18 protein-coding genes are annotated in these 20,293 nt (G+C 34.1%); 6 read left to right on the top strand and 12 right to left on the bottom strand.

Features of this window, described 5'->3' with window-relative positions; all coding sequences use genetic code 11:
- The 3 genes from polA to CY0110_RS13775 all read left to right on the top strand — a co-directional run.
- A partial coding sequence (gene polA / locus CY0110_RS13785; RefSeq protein ID WP_008276066.1) for a DNA polymerase I occupies positions 1–1,754 on the top strand: 1,754 nt, incomplete at its 5' end.
- 129 nt (positions 1,755–1,883) lie between these two features.
- On the top strand, positions 1,884–3,014 hold the full coding sequence (locus CY0110_RS13780; protein ID WP_008276065.1) for a CO2 hydration protein: 1,131 nt from the start codon (positions 1,884–1,886) through the stop codon (positions 3,012–3,014).
- A 173-nt stretch (positions 3,015–3,187) separates the two neighbouring features.
- Positions 3,188–4,003 (top strand): carbonic anhydrase, encoded by an 816-nt coding sequence (locus CY0110_RS13775; protein ID WP_008276064.1) that lies wholly within the window; start codon positions 3,188–3,190, stop codon positions 4,001–4,003.
- A 79-nt stretch (positions 4,004–4,082) separates the two neighbouring features.
- Here CY0110_RS13775 and CY0110_RS13770 read toward each other — a convergent pair whose 3' ends face one another.
- Both CY0110_RS13770 and CY0110_RS13765 read right to left on the bottom strand, forming a co-directional pair.
- On the bottom strand, positions 4,083–4,691 hold the full coding sequence (locus CY0110_RS13770) for a hypothetical protein (protein WP_035799412.1): 609 nt from the start codon (positions 4,689–4,691) through the stop codon (positions 4,083–4,085).
- Between the two features lie 332 nt (positions 4,692–5,023).
- A complete protein-coding gene (locus CY0110_RS13765) occupies positions 5,024–5,731 on the bottom strand; it encodes a response regulator transcription factor (protein ID WP_008276061.1) in 708 nt (235 codons plus the stop codon).
- Between the two features lie 72 nt (positions 5,732–5,803).
- Here CY0110_RS13765 and CY0110_RS13760 point away from each other — a divergent pair, with 72 nt between their 5' ends.
- Positions 5,804–6,535, top strand: coding sequence for a Uma2 family endonuclease (locus CY0110_RS13760; protein ID WP_008276060.1), 732 nt, complete (start codon positions 5,804–5,806; stop codon positions 6,533–6,535).
- Between the two features lie 52 nt (positions 6,536–6,587).
- On the opposite strand, the gene CY0110_RS13755 is transcribed toward CY0110_RS13760, so the two are convergent.
- Positions 6,588–7,631, bottom strand: coding sequence for a hypothetical protein (locus CY0110_RS13755; protein WP_008276059.1), 1,044 nt, complete (start codon positions 7,629–7,631; stop codon positions 6,588–6,590).
- Positions 7,631–8,002, bottom strand: a complete 372-nt coding sequence (locus CY0110_RS30905; protein WP_008276058.1) for a hypothetical protein — start codon at positions 8,000–8,002, stop codon at positions 7,631–7,633. The genes CY0110_RS13755 and CY0110_RS30905 overlap by 1 nt, the downstream gene beginning before the upstream one ends.
- A 795-nt stretch (positions 8,003–8,797) precedes the next feature.
- Between CY0110_RS30905 and nth the strand changes: the two genes are divergently transcribed.
- Both nth and CY0110_RS13740 read left to right on the top strand, forming a co-directional pair.
- Complete coding sequence (nth, locus tag CY0110_RS13745) at positions 8,798–9,436, top strand: endonuclease III (RefSeq protein WP_008276057.1); 639 nt, start codon at positions 8,798–8,800, stop codon at positions 9,434–9,436.
- Between the two features lie 8 nt (positions 9,437–9,444).
- Entirely contained in the window at positions 9,445–10,209 is a 765-nt protein-coding gene (locus CY0110_RS13740; RefSeq protein ID WP_008276056.1) for an SDR family NAD(P)-dependent oxidoreductase, read from the top strand.
- 421 nt (positions 10,210–10,630) lie between these two features.
- Here CY0110_RS13740 and CY0110_RS13735 read toward each other — a convergent pair whose 3' ends face one another.
- The 8 genes from CY0110_RS13735 to CY0110_RS13700 all read right to left on the bottom strand — a co-directional run bounded on the left by CY0110_RS13735 (position 10,631) and on the right by CY0110_RS13700 (position 20,228).
- Positions 10,631–11,161 (bottom strand): tetratricopeptide repeat protein, encoded by a 531-nt coding sequence (locus tag CY0110_RS13735; protein ID WP_008276055.1) that lies wholly within the window; start codon positions 11,159–11,161, stop codon positions 10,631–10,633.
- Between the two features lie 75 nt (positions 11,162–11,236).
- Positions 11,237–12,019 carry a transporter substrate-binding domain-containing protein gene (locus CY0110_RS13730; protein ID WP_008276054.1) on the bottom strand — a complete coding sequence of 261 codons (783 nt, stop codon included), beginning with the start codon at positions 12,017–12,019 and terminating at the stop codon, positions 11,237–11,239.
- 23 nt (positions 12,020–12,042) lie between these two features.
- Entirely contained in the window at positions 12,043–13,050 is a 1,008-nt protein-coding gene (locus tag CY0110_RS13725; RefSeq protein WP_008276053.1) for a GGDEF domain-containing response regulator, read from the bottom strand.
- Between the two features lie 38 nt (positions 13,051–13,088).
- On the bottom strand, positions 13,089–16,676 hold the full coding sequence (locus CY0110_RS13720) for an ATP-binding protein (protein WP_008276052.1): 3,588 nt from the start codon (positions 16,674–16,676) through the stop codon (positions 13,089–13,091).
- 95 nt (positions 16,677–16,771) lie between these two features.
- Positions 16,772–17,125, bottom strand: coding sequence for a hypothetical protein (locus CY0110_RS13715; protein WP_008276051.1), 354 nt, complete (start codon positions 17,123–17,125; stop codon positions 16,772–16,774).
- A 111-nt stretch (positions 17,126–17,236) separates the two neighbouring features.
- Positions 17,237–18,199, bottom strand: a complete 963-nt coding sequence (locus tag CY0110_RS13710) for a pentapeptide repeat-containing protein (RefSeq protein WP_035799424.1) — start codon at positions 18,197–18,199, stop codon at positions 17,237–17,239.
- Positions 18,200–18,307: 108 nt separating this feature from the next.
- Positions 18,308–18,898 (bottom strand): 3-isopropylmalate dehydratase small subunit, encoded by a 591-nt coding sequence (leuD, locus tag CY0110_RS13705; RefSeq protein WP_008276049.1) that lies wholly within the window; start codon positions 18,896–18,898, stop codon positions 18,308–18,310.
- A 199-nt stretch (positions 18,899–19,097) separates the two neighbouring features.
- Positions 19,098–20,228 (bottom strand): DegT/DnrJ/EryC1/StrS family aminotransferase, encoded by a 1,131-nt coding sequence (locus tag CY0110_RS13700; RefSeq protein ID WP_198139164.1) that lies wholly within the window; start codon positions 20,226–20,228, stop codon positions 19,098–19,100.
- Between the last annotated feature and the right edge of the window lie 65 nt (positions 20,229–20,293).

Below are 20,293 nucleotides of genomic sequence, written 5' to 3'. Positions count from 1 at the left end.
AAACAACAGATTTAAACCCTAGACAAGCTGACTTAGTAGGTATCGGTTGTTGTTGGGGAAATCAACCGACAGATATTGCTTATATTCCCATTGGACATAAACAAGGAAACCAACTCAAAAAACAGAAAGTTTTAGACAGTTTACGGACTATTTTAGAAAGTAAGAATTATCCTAAAGTTTTTCAGAATACTAAATTTGATCGTCTTATTTTTAAACATCAGGGAATTAACCTGGATGGGGTCGTTTTTGATACCATGTTAGCGAGTTATGTCTTACATCCTGAGAAGAGTCATAAATTAAGTGAGTTATGCGAACAATATTTAGAGGGTATTACTAGCCAAAATTATAAAGAGTTAGGAATAGGGAAAAAACAGACGATTGCAGATTTAGAAATTGACAAAGTTGCCGAATATTGTGGAATGGATGCTTATGCAACCTTCTTATTAGTTGAACCTTTAAAAAATGAATTGAAGCAAGTGTCTAGCTTAGAAAAATTATTATTAGAAGTAGAACAACCCTTAGAAGCTGTTCTATCTATTATGGAAGATACAGGAATTTTAATTGATACTGAATATTTAGGTGAATTATCTAAGCAACTTGAAAAAGATTTATTGATTTTAGAAGAAAAAGCTTATGAAGTAGCAGGGGGAAAGTTTAACCTAGGATCACCCAAACAATTAGGAGAAATATTATTTGAAAAATTAGAACTCAATCGTAAAAAATCAAGAAAAACAAAAACAGGTTATTCAACAGATCATGCAACCCTTGATAAATTAAAAGGTGATCATCCGATTATTGATTATATTTTAGAATACCGTACTTTATCTAAACTGAAATCTACCTATATTGATGCGTTACCCGAATTAGTCGATACAAAAACGAAGCGAATACACACGAATTTTAATCAGTCTGTAACCGCCACAGGAAGACTATCTTCTTCTAATCCTAACTTACAAAATATTCCCATTAGAACTGAATTTTCTCGTCAAATTAGACAAGCATTTATTCCTCAAAAAGACTGGTTATTAGTCTCAGCAGATTATTCGCAAATTGAACTGAGAATATTAGCCCATTTAAGTCAAGAACCTGTTCTCTTAAACGCTTATCAAAATACTGAAGATGTTCATACTGTCACAGCAAAGCTATTATTTGAAAAAGAAAAAATTACATCTCAAGAACGAAATTTAGGTAAAACGATTAACTTTGGTGTTATTTACGGAATGGGTTCTCAACGGTTTGCTAGAGAAGCAGGAGTTACCGCAGCAGAAGGAAAAGAATTTATCAATAAATATCGTCAACGCTATGCAAAAGTGTTTGAGTATTTAGAGAGTATGAAAAAAGAAGCGATCGCTAATGGATATGTGACCACAATTTTAGGAAGACGGCGTTATTTTAACTTTTTTGATGATAACTTATACCGTTTTCGAGGTCATGATCCTCAAACGATTGATCTCAATCAATTAAATATAAACTATAATGATTCTCAGTTATTAAGGGCTGCTGCAAATGCTCCCATACAGGGTTCAAGTGCGGATATTATTAAAATTGCGATGGTAAAAATACAAGAAATTTTAAACCATTGTCAAGCTAACTTATTACTACAAGTTCATGATGAATTAGTGTTTGAAATACCAGTAAAAGAATGGGAAAAACTAGAAAACAAAATCAAAGAAACTATGGAAAATGCAGTTAAATTAACTATTCCTTTAGTGGTAGAAATTCATGCTGGTAAAAATTGGATGGAAGCTAAGTAATTAATTATTAATTATTGACTATAGATATTTTGTTCAAAGAGGATTTTCAAATTATATATTTACTAAAATCAATAATTATGAAATAATAGAACCAATAAACATCCCGAAAGAATAAGACATATATAGAACATGGTTAATACAACAATACAACCGTCTCGCCATCCCCTTGCAGAATATATTCATCGCTTAGAAAACGGACAAGCATTATTAAAAGATTCACCTCAAAATGTTATAGAAGTTGTTGGCATTCTCAAAAGTTATGGAGTTATTTTAGATCAATATTCTCGGAACTTAATTTATATTGCCGATCATCAATTTTTGATTCTATTTCCTTTCTTTAAATACTTCAATGGAGAATTTTCTATTGATAAATTACTCCGTCATTGGAACCATAACCGTACTAATTTTGAATATGCAGAATATTGTATGAAATCAATGCTTTGGCATGGCGGTGGTGAGTTAGATACTTATTTAGATACTCCCGAATTTAGAAATAATGTAGAAAAGGTTATTCAAGCCAAATTTAAAAATAACTTTTTAATGTTAACTCTGCATAAAATATTCCCAGAATTTTTACCCGAACACATGAGAATGATGTCTTATTATAGTGGTTTGGGACAATTTTGGCGAGTGATGGCCGATATATTTTTAGACCTTTCTGATCGTTATGATAACGGTGAAATTAAATCCATTCCTGATGTTGTTAAACATATATTAGATGGCTTAGTTAAAGATGCTGCAAGACCAATAACTTATCAAGTGAAAATAAAAGGAGAAGTCTATGAAGTCATTCCAAAAATAGCAGGATTGACTTTTTTAATGGACACTGCTGTACCTTATGTAGAAGCGATCTTTTTTAGAGGAACGCCCTTTCCAGGCACCATTTCTTATAATGCTCAATCCTACCAAATCCCTTCAGAACAAGCTATTTTTACTTATGGGGCATTATACGCTGATCCCTTACCGGTTGGGGGTGCTGGCATTCCTCCTACCTTATTAATGCAAGACATGAGTCATCATTTACCTGACTATCTTCATGATCTTTATCGTCAAACTTTTCGGGAAGAAGATGACTTATTGGTACAAATTTGTCAAACTTTTCAAAAATCTATGTTTTGCGTTACTACTGCGGCCATTCAAGGGTTAGCTCCTCATCCTTTAGACACAATAAATATAGAAGAACAAAAAGAAAATAGAGCTTATTTAGAAGGATGGATGGATAGATTTAAAACCTCACAAATTTTAACTGTAAATAACTAGAAATGTAAGGTGGGTAATACCCGCCTGAGCAATAAGAATAATGAACTTGTGTAATAAAAACTTATGGATTAGTTACAGAAATTCAATAAAAGCCCCTATACAAAAGAAGCAATTTACGGGATAATCGGCCACAGATGAAAGTCTAAACTAAGTAGAAATAGCTATTTTTCCCCATGAAAAAACTAATTGAAGGACTACAAAAATTCCAAACGGGTTATTTTAGTTCTCATCGTGAACTATTTGAAGAATTATCTCACGGACAACACCCTCGTATTCTATTCATAACCTGTTCGGACTCTCGCGTTGATCCTAATTTAATTACACAGGCAGAAGTTGGGGATATCTTTGTTATTCGTAATGCTGGTAATATTATTCCCCCTTATGGGGCAGCTAATGGAGGGGAAGGGGCTGCCATAGAATATGCTATTTCTGCATTAGATATTGAACAAGTTATTGTCTGTGGACATTCCCATTGTGGGGCGATGAAAGGACTGTTAAAATTGAACAGTTTACAAGAAAAAATGCCCTTAGTTTATGATTGGTTAAAACACGCAGAAGCCACTCGTAGGGTCGTAAGCGATAATTATAACAATTTAGAAGGGGAAGAACTCTTAGAAGTCACCGTTGCAGAGAATGTGTTAATTCAGTTAGGAAACTTACAAACTTATCCTGTTATTCGTTCTCGTTTACATCAAAGAAGATTAAGCTTACATGGTTGGATTTATCGCATTGAAGCTGGGGAAGTTCTAGAATATGATAAAGCGTCTCATGATTTTATTGCCCCTCAAAGTTCAATTATAGACACCGAACCTGAATATAATTTTCATCCTACCTGTCATATTCCTGCCACTGCATCCTTAAAGGTTCCGACAGCGACTAAATCAAAAGCAAGTAGTAACGGCACAAATAGCAATAAGGGAACTTCTTTACCAGGATATGAACAGTTTACCCCGGAGCAAGCGCAACGGATTTATCGGGGTTCTCATTAATAATTTTGGTAGTGGTTGAGAATGGGGCGATCGCTTTTGAGATAGAATTAAGCGATCGCCTTGAACTATTAATGGAGCTTTAATTAGAGGTGGCTGCTTGGGCTTCATCAGCAAAAGGAACATCCACAAAACCTAATTCATACAATTGTTGATAAGATTTTTTACCTAAATCTGTGGTAGGGTTCTGAGAACGGATGATCTGAACCAACAAAGGAACTGCCAATTCTGGTTGATCTTGGGCTCGATGCACTAAGGCTAACTGATAAGTAGCCGTGTCTCTCATTTCCCCTGTTTTTAGGGCGCTGGCCCGTTGAGCATCATAAACCTCGGTATTAATACCAGAAAAGCTGTTAGCCAATTGTAGATGAAAGTTAGATAATTGGTTAAAGACTTTACGAGCCTGTTGTAACTTATTAACAGCTAACTCATAATTTTCTTGGTTAATGGCTTCAGTGGCTTCACCCATTAATTTTTCTCCTCCCTGCAAACTCAAAAGACTATCTCCTTGAGTTAGAGGACGAAGATTATTGGGATCAGAAGGATCATCGCTAGGAACTTCTGTTGCTTCTGGCATACCCTCCTGGGCTACTATTTGGGCAGAAACAGACTCTAATACACCCATCCCTAGAACAGAAGAGACGGCAATCATACTCGGTAAACTAAGGCTAAAAAGGCAAGATTTTAACATGATATGACTAAATAGAATAAAAAGATAAAAGGATACTTTGAGGAATCTGTGAGATATCTTAACATTTGTAGGAAACTTCGGTGCTTTTATCTGGAGTTCACAGTTAAGCCAATGAGATTAATTTGCTTGATTATGTATCAAAAAAACAATCGCCTTGATCGCTCTTTTGTTTAAGTCTCTCCTTGTTATTAGTTATGATTGTTGTTGTTTTTGTTCCATATTAGCGATCGCTCTATAACCTGTTATAAAAGGTTATATTTATTATTACCTGTTGTCTGTTAGCTCTTGTCTATCCTCAATAGCTAGTTTTATCCAAGGTACAAGATGTGAGTTTAAACTTCATCTTCAAATTTATAGCCAACTCCTACAACGGTTTTAATATAAGTGGGGTTTGCTGTATCGGGTTCAATTTTTTTACGTAATCTTCTCACATGAGTATCCACAACTCTTTCATCACCAAAAAAATCATTACCCCATAATTTGTCAATTAGTTGGGTTCGACTCCAGACTCTCCCTGGATAACTCATAAAGGTAGATAAAAGGTTGAATTCTAAAGTGGTTAATTCTAAAGGTTCTTCTGTATTATTATCAGTTTTTTGGATAGCAGAATATTTATCTAAATCAACTATAAAATGGGGGGTTTCATAAACATTATTCTGCGTTCCTCCATGTCTTAAACTCCGTCTTAATAAGGCGCGAACTCTGGCAACTAATTCGATAGGACTAAAGGGTTTAACTAAGTAATCATCGGCACCAGTTGATAAACCAATTACCCGATCAATTTCTTCTCCTTTTGCTGTTAACATCAAAATATAAGGGTCTTTTTCCGTTAGTTTTTGACGAATACGGGTACAAACTTCTAATCCATCAAGTTTAGGTAACATTAAATCTAAAACAATCAGATCCGGTGCTTGTTGTTGGAATAAATCTAAAGCAGTTAACCCATCATAAGCGGATATACATTCAAAAGATTCTCTTTCTAATGTAGTTTGAATTAGCTTAGAAATTTCCATTTCGTCTTCAACAATTAAAATTTTCATTTATATTTTTACTGTCAATTATCAATCAAGCATTCTGCTATCATAATTATAAGATGCAATGATAATATTTTTATGGAAACCCTTTCCCCCTATCTTAAATTACCCAAAGATGAACTGATTTTTGATGACGGAGAACCCTTGGAAACGAACCGCCACCGCATTGCAATGAATGTCTTAATTGACTCTGTGTATCAAGCATTATTGCCCCGTGAAAACTTTTTTGCAGGGGGTAATATGTTTGTTTACTATAGTGCAACTCAACGGATGAATCGAGATTTTCGAGGACCTGATTTTTTTGTGACTTTGAATGTAGATGGTACTGTAGATCGCAAAGCTTGGATTGTTTGGCAAGAAAATGGGCGTTACCCTGATGTTATTGTGGAATTAATGTCTGATTCTACGGCTAGTATAGATAAAACAGACAAAAAAACGCTTTATGAGCAAATTTTTAAAACAAGAGAATACTATATTTACGATCCTTATGATGCCACTTCCTTGCAAGGTTGGCGATTAAATGGACAACAAAACTATAGTGAAATTGTAGCGGATCAAAGAGGGTGGCTATTGTGTGAGACGTTACAGCTATATTTAGGAACTTGGGAAGGTAAGGTATTAAATGAGTCAGCTTTTTGGCTGAGATTTTATGATCTACAAGGGAATTTAATTTTATTGCCAAAAGAAGAGGCTGAAATTGAACATAAACGGGCAGAAATGGAACGTCAACGGGCAGACTCTGAAAAACAAAGAGCGGATCTTTTGGCCCAAAAGTTAAAAGAATTAGGGATCGATCCTAACGAAATGTAACCGAGTTCCCTATTGCCTTAGATAACTGAAACTAATAGAAATGAATTTAATTCTATTCCGTCTCTGGTTCAGTATTTTCGCCAAAATCAATATAAGTATAGCCTGTTTTTTGATCGGTTAAATAATTTCTATATTTATGGTATAAATCCATTCCTGTAATTTCTTTGGTAAAATCTTTGGGTTTCCTGTAATCTTTTTCAGGATATTCATCACGAATGTCTTGAATTGCTTGGTAAAGGAGATACCATTGACGCATAACATTAATTAGTTGTTCAAATTGTTCATAAGACTTTTTATGTCTTTCTTCTAGGGCAATGTATTGAATTATTCGCGCATAGGTATCAGGACTACTTTTTTTACCAGTCACACCGATTAGATTTCCTAATACTTCAAAATCATCATAATGAGCCATCACTAAACAAGTCAAGGTTTTTAAACTAATAACATCTGTTTCATTTAAGCTATTGATAATCTCAACAATAGATTTTATGACTGAAAATTCTTTGAATTGTTCTTTATTGAAACATGAAAAGAGTTGTAAACTAAAGACATCTTCTGATAACCGTACTATCTCTTGGAGGTAAGTTTCTAGTTTATCTTTTCCTTGTTCTGTTTTAATTTGTGGTAATATTTCTATCAATTTTTGGTTGATTTTTTCATTGAATATTTTTGAATTATCAAAATTTTCTAATTGTTGATTAACATAATCATAAAATTCTTTTTGTTTGATTCCTTGACACATTGACTCGATTTGACTGATAATAACATAACTTTTTTGAGCTTTTACTGCTGACTTAAAAAGTTTAATACTGTGGTTTAATCCATCATATTCTGCTTGATTACTTTCAAGACAAAATTTACTTTTAGCAAAAAGTAAAAATTCATTTTTACTAAATTTATTATTATCAACTATTTGAGCAGATTTTGCTAAAAGTTTAGCATTTTCTAAGGTACGATTATGAAGAAAAATGGCTGTTTCTGAAACTTTAGGTTTAGCTAACCCTAATTTTGCCATAATTTGCTCTACCATTCCATCTTCATCAAATAAAAATTGAGCAATAGCATCTTTTTTTTGAAGAAAAATAACACCAGACACTAAAGTGAGTAAGCAACTGGAATAGGAGAAATAACTACAGAACCCAGAGAAGGAGATTCACCAGCGATATTGAGATTACTTGAAGTTAATGTTCCTATAATTTTTTGGGTAGGATCATCTACAAGTAGTTGATCAACATTAATGTCTGAAATTGATTTTTCTGCATCTAACTGTTTGATAATTTCATTAGATTCCCAAACATTTAATGTGTCTTTCTCTTCTTCTTCTACTAATCCATGATAACGATCTTTAAGATTTTTATTAATTGGATCAGCAATTTTTTCTGGTGATAAATTAATCTGATTAGTCTCTTGATCTTTTCCGATTAATTCTTGTAATAATTTTTGCTTTTGTGTTTCTTGTTTCGCCATAATTAAATACTTTAATCGAATATTACCGAGTGCTTAAAAATACTTGAGTTAACAATAATTTAATTTGTATTGTTATTAACTCTCTTTAATTATCTAATCTTTTAAATCATTTAACTGTGACAGCTATCACTAAAAAGATAGACTTTATATAATCATTTAAAGTGAGAATGAGACTAAGAGTAATTGACCTTAAGGGGGACAAGTTCTTCAAAAGGCTTGTAAATACTTGGTAAAATGGGATTGATAAATTGACAAAAAACTCATAAATTAGTAGAAACAATCTCTAAAAACGATCTGATTATTCTTATCATAAAATCGGATTGTTTTCTCTGTTTAAAGCATTGACTAAAAAATCAACACGCTTTGGGGGAGAGGTGGGTGTCACCCACCCCCTTTACAACCGCAAATAATTATCATTATTGTCTATTCTCAATAAGCGAAAAGTTACTAATAATTGTTTAGAGAAGCTCAACCTTTGTAAAACCCTTCACACAAGCCTTTTGATCAACTTGTCCCCCGGTAAGCCATTTTCCTTTGAATAGTAACTAAACTAAGTCATTATTTCTAAAGCTATCATAAAGCTTAGATGATAATAATCTTTCTTTTGACAATTCGACTACTTTCCAATAAGTCACTAATACACTTTTGATCATTTTTCATGTGTTTATTAAAATGTAAAAAAGCAGTTTAAATATATTAAAATACGGTGTATAATAACGAAATGTTATCATGAATTAATTAACTTAAATGATTAGATATGAATAATATTAGTATCCCAGAACTCAGGTTTATATAATGAAAAAATCAAATCAAGAAAAAAAAGCCTTAGAAATACTAAAGATTCTAAAACAATTATATCCTGATGCTACTTGTAGTTTAACTTATGATAGTCCAGTTCAATTATTGATAGCGACTATCTTATCCGCACAATGTACCGATGAAAGAGTTAATAAAGTAACCCCTGAATTATTTGCTCGCTTTCCTGATGCTGAATCTTTAGCCAATGCAGATCGAGAGGTATTAGAAACATTGATCCGTTCTACAGGATTCTATCGTAATAAGGCTAAAAATATTCAAGGAGCTTGTCAAAAGATTATCGAAGATTTTAACGGAAAAGTACCTCGAACAATGGAAGAATTATTATTATTACCTGGAGTCGCCAGAAAAACAGCAAATGTTGTTTTAGCTCATGCTTTTGGTATTAATGCAGGGGTAACTGTAGATACTCATGTTAAACGATTAAGTCAACGTTTAGGGTTAACAAAAGCTACTGATCCCGTTAAAATTGAAAAGGATTTAATGGGTTTATTACCACAAGAAGATTGGGAAAATTTTTCTATTCGCATTATCTATCATGGTCGTCAAATTTGCAAGGCAAGAACCCCAAACTGTCAAGAGTGTAAACTTGCTTATCTCTGTTCTTTTAAAGATTAATAAATAAAATGAATACTAAAAATACGAGCCAAAATATTCTAATTATTGGGGCTTCTAGAGGTATTGGCTTAGGATTTGTAAAAATGCTTCTTGAAAGACAAGAAACTGTCAATATTTATGCTACTTACCGTAAAAAAGAAACCGCACAAGATTTATTTAAGTTACAAATTAAATATTCTTCCTGTCTTAATTTATTACAGTTAGATATTACTCAAGAAGAACAAATTTGCACTTTAGCTAAACAATTAAAACAAGAAATATCAGAACTTCATTTAGTCGTAAATTGTGTTGGAATTCTTCATGGCAATAATATCAATCCTGAGAAAAGCCTCAGACATATTAACACAGAAAATTTGTTAACCTATTTTCAAGTTAATAGTATTGCTAGTGTTTTATTGGCTAAACATTTATTACCTTTCTTTCGTCATTCTCACAATAGTGTTTTTGCTACTATTAGTGCTAAAGTCGGCAGCATTGAAGATAATTATCTGGGGGGTTGGTACGGTTATCGAGCTTCAAAAGCAGCCCTTAATATGTTCCTAAAAACCATTTCTATTGAATATAAACGAACTTGTCCCCATACTATTGTTGTTGCATTACATCCAGGAACAACTGACACAAATTTATCTAAACCATTTCAAAAAAATGTTCCCCCAGAAAAGCTATTTTCTGTCGAAAGAACTGTTAAACAGTTATTAACTATTATTGATAATTTAACGGAAAATGATACGGGACAATTCTTTTCTTGGGATGGTAGTTGTCTTCCTTGGTAATTTTTACTTAGTTATCTTAATGATAAAGTTTTGTAAAAAAGCTGAGAATTTTTCAAGCTTGATGATATTATGAAGACAGGCACAAAGAAGTACACCAAGCTTCTAAAAAGGTATCGATTCGAGTCTGTGTCGTCTGCTCTAATCGACGCAATGTTTTTAACACTTATGTCCTAAAAAACGTGATGGTATTACCTGCAACTTTTTAAGTTAGTTTTTTAAGGAGGTGTTAGGGTAACAGCCATAATCAACACCTGATTCGGAAAGAGGATGTTGAGTTAGTCAAAAAATATTGTGCGTTCAGTATTCACTTTAGTTAGTCACTATCTAACCAATTCATTTAGATTTCTAGGAGTCCATATCCTTTGTACACTGATTAAACCCGCCTCCGAAGGCGGGTAAATTGTTGTTAAGGTTAAAATTCCTATTTCGATGAAACAAGACGTTTCTTTAATAATTCAGCCCGACGGTTAGCCACCTTATTATTCTCATCAATTTCTAAGGTTTTTTCGTAGGTTTCTACCGCTTGGGCAATCATTTGCTTTTTCTCATAGGCATTCGCTAAGTTATTAAGAGCGATCACGTAGTCAGGATAGATTTTTATGGCATCTTTGTAGTTACGAATAGCGAGATCCACTTGTTCTTGAGAAAAATAAGCAAATCCAAGAGCATTATACATTAAAGCTTTATTTTCAGGTTCTATTTTCTCTCCTATTTTAAAACCTTTTTGTAAGAGATTAACCGCTTGGACATACAATTTTTTATCAAGATATAAACTAGCTAATTCATAATACTCCTGTGCTGTTCCTTTTTCCTTTTGTAACTTTTCCTGTAATTTATAGAACCTATTTTCTGTGCGACGGGTTTTAATAATTTGTAAGAGGATAAAAATAGCTAGTCCTCCCAAAAAAATAACAATCCCTGATAAATAAACAATTGGCAATACTTCATTCATTAGTTAGTGCATCCCAATGTATAGTAATGTGTGGTTGTCAGACGTTCTCGGTATCAAAATGTTACGTTGAGTCCTTCAAGGAAGTCCCCAATACTTTAGACGGTTAGCCAACCAACCAGACGCTTTCCAACGACCAATGGCTTGATTAACACGACTCCGTAAACTAGCATACTGCAATCCTTTAGGCATCACCACCCCTAACCCTTCCCCTGATAGACGAACAGGCAATTGATAATATTGAGGGTATTGTTGCACCCAACCCGTTAAAATACTGTTATCAGCAGCAAAAGCATCCACTTGTTGGGTTTCAAGTAAAGTCATGGCTTCTTGATAGGAACTAACGCCAATAAGTTCTGCTTGGGGGACTTCGGTACGAATAACAGCAATGGTACTCGATCGCTTAAGAACAGCAATTTTTCCTTGTGAGAGATGATATTTAGAACGAATTTTTGGATTATTGGTAATAATTCCCGTCCCATCTAAATAATAATAGGGGCTAAAATCCACTATACGTCCACGGGAGGTATTGATAGTGATTCGGGCGATCGCCAGATCTACCTCTCCATCAATTACTTTTTGCAGACGTTCTTGATTACTAACTGGTTGTAACACAACTGCTTGAGGATCGCCTAAAATATCTTGAGCTAATTGTCTAGCCAAATCAATTTCTAATCCTTGTAATTTATTCTCTTGGTTGCGAAATCCTAAAGGACGTATGTTATCTTTAACGGCAACAATTAACTTTCCTCGCTGTTTAATGTCTTCTAGGGTAGCAGCTATCAGCTTGCTATCACCTACGTTAAAAATAGCAGTAATTATTAAAACTGAAACTAATTTTTTTGTTAAAGCGTTAAGCATCTATATAATTGCCCAGTCCCTAATTATTGACTTACTTTTAACTGTTCCTCGTGCATAATAGCAACTCTATTTCTTCCATTCTTTTTGGCAGCAAAAAGTGCTAAATCAGCCCGTTTGAGAATATCGTCTATTTTTTGATCTTTTGGATCATAAGTGCCTATTCCAATACTGACAGTAATGCTAACAGTTTTATCTTCTACTTGCAACGTTTCTTGTGGCATAGCTTCACAAACTCGTTGGGCTGCTTTGTAAGCTCCTTTTAGATTAGTGTGAGGCAAAATAACGACAAATTCTTCTCCCCCTAATCTTCCTAAATGTCCTTTTTTCGCTAAAGCTTCTTCTTCTGTTTCGAGTCGTCCGATATGGTCTACTTTTCGCAGACAATTCAAAGTAATTTTGACCATCATTTTTAGGGCTTCGTCTCCCACATCATGACCATAGGTATCATTAATGCTCTTAAATTTATCAATGTCAATCATTAATATAGAAAAAGGAGACTTATATCGTTGACTTCGCTCAAATTCCTGTTTGCCGATATTAAAAATTGAGCGACGATTAGCAATTCCTGTTAATTCATCAGTGGCTGCAATTTGTTGCATTTCTTTATAAGCCTTTATGAGTTCATCTTTAGTTCTTTTTAAGTCTAAGTGGGTTTTAATTCGAGCTAAAAGTTCAGGGGTTTTAAAGGGTTTAGTCACATAATCAACTGCCCCGGCTTCAAAGGCACTAATGAGATAATTGGTTTCAGTAGCTGCTGTTAAAAAAATGATAGGAATTTGCTCTGTTTTTGGGTTATTTTTGAGTCTTTTACAGACTTCTATCCCATTCATTTTCGGCATCATTAAATCTAACAAAATTAAGTCGGGGTCCGTTACTTCAACTCTTTCTAACGCCTGTTCTCCTGAGACAGCAAAGGTTGTTCCATAACCTGATGTATCAAGAATTTCAATCAATAATTGTAAATTTTTGGGAATATCATCTACAATTAAAATCAAAAAATTTTCAGGTTTAAAAGGTTCTAAGTTATTCATTTTTTAATAACACTAGGAAGCAACAAATAATAAATTTTTTATAGTAGCGATCGCACTATATTTGGGAAACTCTCTATAGTTTTAGTTAGGTTTTCACTATCAAATTCTTGTTGCTGAGTTTCTAGACGATGAGCATAGTCAATCAAAATTTGACAGTGATACTCTTCTCCCCATTGTTGCAAGCGTTGGGCAAATTGACGTAATTCTTTAGTAATCATCGTCTTTCGTAAATTATGCCATACTTTTTCTTCTTCCTGATAAAGCTTGTCTAATAATTCCGGAGAACTTTGCGTATAGCTTAGGGCTGACTTAGGGTTATTTTCTTGAGTAACACTACTTAAGGTTTTAACTGGTGTATCAGGAAAAAGCTTTGTCAATCTTAATAATAGTTGAAATCGGCTAATGGGTTTTATCAAAAAACCTTGACAAATTTGTTTCAATTCTTCTTTTTCTTGATCTTGAACAGAAGCACTTAAGATAATGATAGGAATATTCCTGCTTTTTAGTCTATCTTTGATAATTTTACTCGCTTCATAACCATCTACCATTGGCATTCTTAAGTCCATCAAAATAAGATCGATCTTATGACTTTTAATAATTTCTAGAGCTTTACTCCCATCATTGGCTAGTAAAATTGTATGGTGAGTATCCTCAAAATAACCAATGAATAAATCTCGGTTTGAAGCAATATCATCAACAACCAAAATAGTCAGAGGTGATAGTTGATTAAAATCAATATTTATGAATTCTTTATGAGGATTTACATCTTTAGTCTCTCCTAGGCTGACTTTAGGAAAAGATAATATAAAGATGCTTCCCTTGCCTAGTTGACTGTCTAGGTCGATAGTTCCTTCTAATATCTCAGTTAAACGTTTTGTAATAGTTAATCCTAAACCTGTTCCTCCATATTTTCGACTACTCTGTCCCTCGCTTTGAGTAAAGACATCAAAAATTCTTTCTTGTTGGTCTTCAGCAATACCGATTCCGGTATCTTCTATAGATATTTTTAAAGAACAATGGCTAAATTTCTGATGGTTATCCGACTTGAATAATGTACTCTTCAGAGTTATTTTTATATATCCTTCTTCGGTAAATTTTAGAGCATTACCCACTAAATTAAAAAGAATTTGTTTAAGTCTAACTTCATCGAAAATAATAACATCAGGAACGTTATCATCAATATCAATCAATAATTCTAATTGTTTTTGTTTTGCCGTTTCTGCAAACATTTGCTTGATTTCAAAAATCACTTCTTTTAATTGAATTGATTTATAAATAATTTTGATTTTCCCTGCTTCAATTTTTGACAAATCTAAAATATCATTGATTAAAGATAACAACATTTTTCCGGCAGAAGTAATAGACTCAAGATAACGACGAGAGCGTTCATCATTAACTTTCTTGTCGAGTAAGTCACAAAATCCTAAAATTGCATTCATAGGAGTTCTAATTTCATGACTCATATTTGCTAAAAACTCACTTTTAGCATTGTTAGCAATTTCTGCGGTTTCTTTTGCTTTTTCTAGAGCTTCTTGGTATTTTTTTCTCTCTGTAATGTCAGTAATAGTCCCTACTAAACGATAGGGTTTTCCTTGTTGATCTCGAATACATTTTCCTTTAGCTTCGATCCAAATATAATGACCATTATGATGTTGGATACGATGGATATTTGTGTATATTGTTGTGTTACCTTGTAAATGATTTTTTACGTCTTGAATTGCTAACTCTAAATCATCAGGATGGATATGATCAGACCAAGTTGATAAAACATGAGGTAAAGATTCATGTTCATAGCCTAAAATCTTCATCCACACAGGGGAATAATAAACCATATCATTTCTTAAATCCCAATCCCAAATACCGTCGTTTGTCCCTGATACTGCCAAATCATAACGTTTTTCTTTTTCTCTTAATTCTTCTTCTATTGCTTGCTTTTCAAAAATTTCTCTGGTTAAAATTTTATTCAATCTAACTAATTCTTCTGTTCTTGATTCAACAATATTTTCTAAATCATATTGATGATTTTTTATCGATTGAAATTTACTTTCCAATATTTTACTCATTACGTCAAAGTTATTAGTAATTTGTAGAAACTCATTTATTTTCATTGTTGGTAGAGGTGATTCTTGTTCTCCTTTTAAAATTTTTTGAGGTAAATATTGAGTAATTTCAGCTAATTTCTTAAGAGGCTTACTGGTAAAACGACTAATATTAAAAGCTAAGAATAAGCCAATTAAAGAAATTAATAACATCGCTACCAAGTTTTTGATATAAAGTTGTTCCAAATAATTAAAATGATTAGCAGTTTTAAGTCTTATGATTAAAGACCAAGGTAAAGTCGGAGAAAGAGGAATTTCTTTAACGTAAAATGACTCACGCCAACGGGTCATAGTTGGTGTGCCTGGGGCAATGGGGAGCCATTGAAAAATAGTATCATGATCAGAACTTTGAAAGATTTCTCCCCCTTCTTTCCAGTCAAATCTTTCTAAAGGAGTTAGACTTTTTTTATTTGCAGCAATAATTGTATTATCTTCATCAACTAAAATAGTTTGTATTTCAAACTTTTCTAATTTAATATTGACCAGTTGAGAAAGCATACTTAAGTGAAGAGAACCATAAACGACACCTGTTAAGCGATTAGTGGAGGAATTAGTAATAGGAACTTGAATACTAATATGAGGAATAGGAACTGCTTTATCTGTATGTACTTTAGTTATGGAAGGTTTTTTATTTAGGGCTAATTCTTTTAGGGAAATGAGTGTATTAACATTCCTTCCCTTTAAAATTTCTCCTAATCTATTCGTTGTAGGATAAGCGTCTAAAATAATACCTTGGTTATCAATGATATAAATTTTGTTAAAAGCAGGTAAAGCATTTTTCATTAATGCTAATGATTGAGTTGTTTCTAAGTTTTGTGAGTCCGATAACATCAAGGCTAACGCTTCTAGTCCTTGAAGATGCTGCACATACCAATTGTTAATATTTTTACTAATCGTAATACTGACAATTTCAAGTTCTGATTGAATTTCTGCTTCAATGAAGCTAAGACTTTCTTTACCGTGCAGCACTGTTAGAAAAAGACTGGGGAATAAAATAAATGCTAAGAGAAAGTTGAAGAGAGTTTGCGTTAAAGAAAGAGGCTGTTTTGATTTTTGAGGATTAATTAAATGATCGAGGGGAATATAAGAAATAAGTAAATTAGCAATCAAGGCGTTAAAAATACCATTAAGTCCTTGTTTTAAAGCAATGAGTAGAGTTCCCGATGCGGATACAGGTAAAATTAACCCATAAAATAGCCCCACTAGAGGCATTCCCAATAAGACCCAATAAATACCATCAAGGAGGACAAAATTACGTTGTCGACGAGACCACAGAGCAATGAATGCTGCTTCTAGGGTAGCTATGATCATGGCATAGGGATGACCCCACAGATAAAAAGTGATACTGCCAGCCAGCATTCCGGCAAGGGTTCCCCAAAAAATGCCATAACAGTAAACAACAATTAAAACAGCAATACTACCGAAAAGGAAATCAACCCCGAAAAATAGGGATAATTTGTAGTAATTACCTAATACTCCAATCAGTAATAATAGAGAGAGAATACCATAATATCGAAGATTCCCCATTCATCCAGTTTTTTTATTACAATACTCATACTTTTTTCTATCTTACCAATTGATCAATCATAGTGAATGGGGGAACCACTTAAATAATCTCGTTTTTAGTTGTGATGCTGATGACTGTCATGATTAGTATGATCATGGGGTTCTGAGCGAATTTCAACCGGGCCAACTTGCCATTTACCTAGGTTGACAAGAGACATGGTTTCTATGCCTACAGAAATGACTCCCATACTCACTAAACCACCGGCGATCGTTCCCATAGCCACAGTTCCAAAAGAGATTAAACCCATCGGTACAATACCAATAGCAACAATGCCCATCGGTGCAACCCCAATAGAAATGTAACCTGTAGGAGTAATACCAATGGAAATCAGTTTCCTTTTCTTCGGCTGACTACATTCTCCTGTAGCTTGCATATCAATTAATTCTTCAGGTTTTAATCTAGACACCATAATGTTTGAATAAAAGGCTTTTTGAGGATCCTATTGTACTGATGAGTCTGATTATTCGTCAAAAGACAGCCTGTAAAACTTCATAAAATGACTTCGGATTCATTCAAGGTTTTAGGGATGAATACTTCCATCAGGCATAGTAGCTTCAGTTAAATTAATATTATTAATGTTGCTATTACGAAAATTAGCATTACGAAAATCGCCCCCTCGCAAAGACGCATCAATCAAATTAGCACCGCGCAAAATACTATCGTTTAAAAAGGTTCGATATAGTAACCCATACCCCAAATTAGCATGACGTAAAATGGCTCCTTTCAAGTTTGCATTTTTCAGATTAGCTGAACTTAAATCAATTTCGCTGGCCAAGGTAACAGATTGTACATGAAACTCAGATAAAGCAACAAGATTCAGGTTGACTTCTCGTAAAATAGCTCCACTCAAATTGGCTCCTTTTAAATTTGCTCGACTAAAGTTTGCTCCTTGTAAAAATGCCTCTTGGAGATCAATATTATGTAGTTTACTGTCATTGATATCTGCTTTATAAAGGTTAGCGTTGGTTAAATCAGCCTCTCTGAGATCAGCCCCACTCAAATCAGCGCGACTTAAATTGGCTCCACTGAGATCGACTCCGCTTAAATTGGCTTCACTGAGATCAACACGACTGAATTTTGCCCCATTCAGAATAGCTCCACTCAGATTCGCTGAACTCAAATTAGCACTTCTGAGATCAGCATTACTGAGATTGACTTGTTTAAGATTAGCTCCAGTTAAATCAGCACTGACTAAATTAGCATTTTCTAAATTTACCCAACTTAAGTCAGCATGACTTAAATTAGCCCCACCTAAATCAGCACTAAGTAACGTAGAACTAATCAAACGAGCATGAGTCAATTCAGCACGATTTAAATTGGCTTTAGTGAGATCGGTTCCACTTAAATTTGCCCAGTCCAAAGCAGTCCGACTTAAATTGACCTCCGTGAGCTTTTCTCTAATTAACTCTATTCGCTGAAGGTCTAGTCGACTAAAATCTCTTTTTCCTTGACTGTATTGCCAGATTAATGCTTCGACATTCAATGTTTTTAAATCGCTATAATTTGATTTGTCAGGGATAGAGGAGGGAATAAACAAAAAGTTTGATGATTATTGGATCGCCTCAATCCTTCCCTATTGACTTTATACCTTTTATTGCCAAGCAAGATAGGGTAATTTTTGTGTTGTCTGTTTAATCTGGTCTGGATTTTGAATTAACTGACTACAACTATCCCATGTTCCTTCAAGAAGCATTTGACGAGATCCTTCTCCCATCGAAATCGTTGCGACCCAATCATCGCATTTTACTTGTTTAGCTGCTAAATCAAGGGTAATTTGAGCTTGGGGGTTACTTTGTAGTTTACTTTGTAAGGTTTTGATTGCTTCCGGAGATGCGGTAACACAAGGAACGCCATTGGCAATACAGTTACCGAAAAAGATTTCGGCAAAACTTTCTCCGATAATAGCTTTTATCCCCCATCGTATGATGGCTTGTGGGGCGTGTTCTCTGGATGATCCACAGCCAAAGTTAGCATTGACCACTAAAAGATTAGCTCCTTGATACTGAGGTTGATCAAAAGGATGTTCTCCTTTGAGTTGGGTACGATCATCAGCAAAAACTTGCTCTCCTAAGCCGTCAAAGGTGACACAACGCAAAAATCGCGCTGGAATAATGCGATCGGTATCGATATCGTCTCCCACTAAGGGAATACCTCGCCCAGAAATTAACTTCACTTCGTTCATTAACGGATGCCTGTCCCTTGCTATGGTTATCAATCAAGAAAAATCTCTTCCCTTATGATAATCCTTAAGTTCGTGACACACAGCAAAGAGTTAGAGAAAATTAATTTCTAATATTAAATTTACCAAATAATTAATACTTATTGATTGCTAAAGATTATAAAATCTCCATTACTATTTTAAATTAAGTCAAAACATTTTTTTAATGACAATAATCTTTTAAACTATAAGCAATTTGTTCTTGTTCTTCAAGAGAAAGATCAGGAAACATAGGTAGAGATAGGACTTCACTAGCAGCTTTTTCAGTAACAGAAAAATCTGTAGTTTTGTAGCCTAAATTTTGATAGACTTTTTGTAAATGTAAGGGAATAGGATAATAAATCATAGAAATAATCCCTTTTTCTTGTAATTTTTCTCTAAGATTATCTCTAGTTGTTATGTCTTGATTACTTTTATTTTCAACTAAAATGGTGTATTGATTCCAGACATGATAGCCTCCCTTTATTTCTTGAGGCAGTTGTATTCCTGGAATGGGACTTAATAATTGATGATAGCGTTGTGCAATTTCTCTTCTCTGCTCATTCCATTGATTGAGATAACGCAATTTAACCTGTAAAATAGCTGCTTGAATACTGTCAAGGCGACTATTAATCCCTACAACATCGTGATAATACCGTTGTGCTGAACCATGTTCTTTAATTACTTGTATCTTTTGGGCGATCGCTTCATCATCAGTAGTAACTGCCCCACCATCTCCACAGGTTCCTAAATTTTTGGTAGGAAAGAAGCTAAAACAACCAATATGCCCGATACTCCCTACAATGTCGTCTCCCCATTTTGCTCCGGTAGCTTGAGCGCAGTCTTCAATTACGTAAAGTTTATGCTTTTGAGCAATGTCCATTAAACGGGTCATATTCACAGGTTGACCAAAAAGATGGACAGGGATAATAGCTTTAGTTTGGGGGGTAATGGCAGCTTCTATGGCTTCGACATCAATATTAAAGGTGTCGCGCTCAATATCGACAAAAACGGGTTTTGCTCCCGTCAAACTGATGGTTTCTGCTGTGGCAATGAAGGTAAAGGGTGTGGTAATTACTTCATCTCCTTCTCCAATATTTAAGGCTTTTAAAGCTAAATAAAGGGCATCGGTTCCCGAATTACAGCTAACACAATAAGAACTACCGACATATTGAGCTAATTGCTTTTCAAAGTCGCTAACCACTGCACCACCGATATAACGACCGGAGCGCACAACTTCAAGAACAGCACTATCAATTTCGTCACTGATTAGCTTATATTGACGAACTAAATCAACAGGGGGAATGGTATTCACTGGCATCTTAACCAAGGGTTTTTACTTATGAAAGCAAATTTTTTCCCAAAAGGGAAGTGTTATCA

The organism is Crocosphaera chwakensis CCY0110 (assembly GCF_000169335.1).
Classification (GTDB): Bacteria; Cyanobacteriota; Cyanobacteriia; order Cyanobacteriales; family Microcystaceae; genus Crocosphaera; species Crocosphaera chwakensis.
This window is presented reverse-complemented; position numbering and strand designations above follow the sequence as displayed.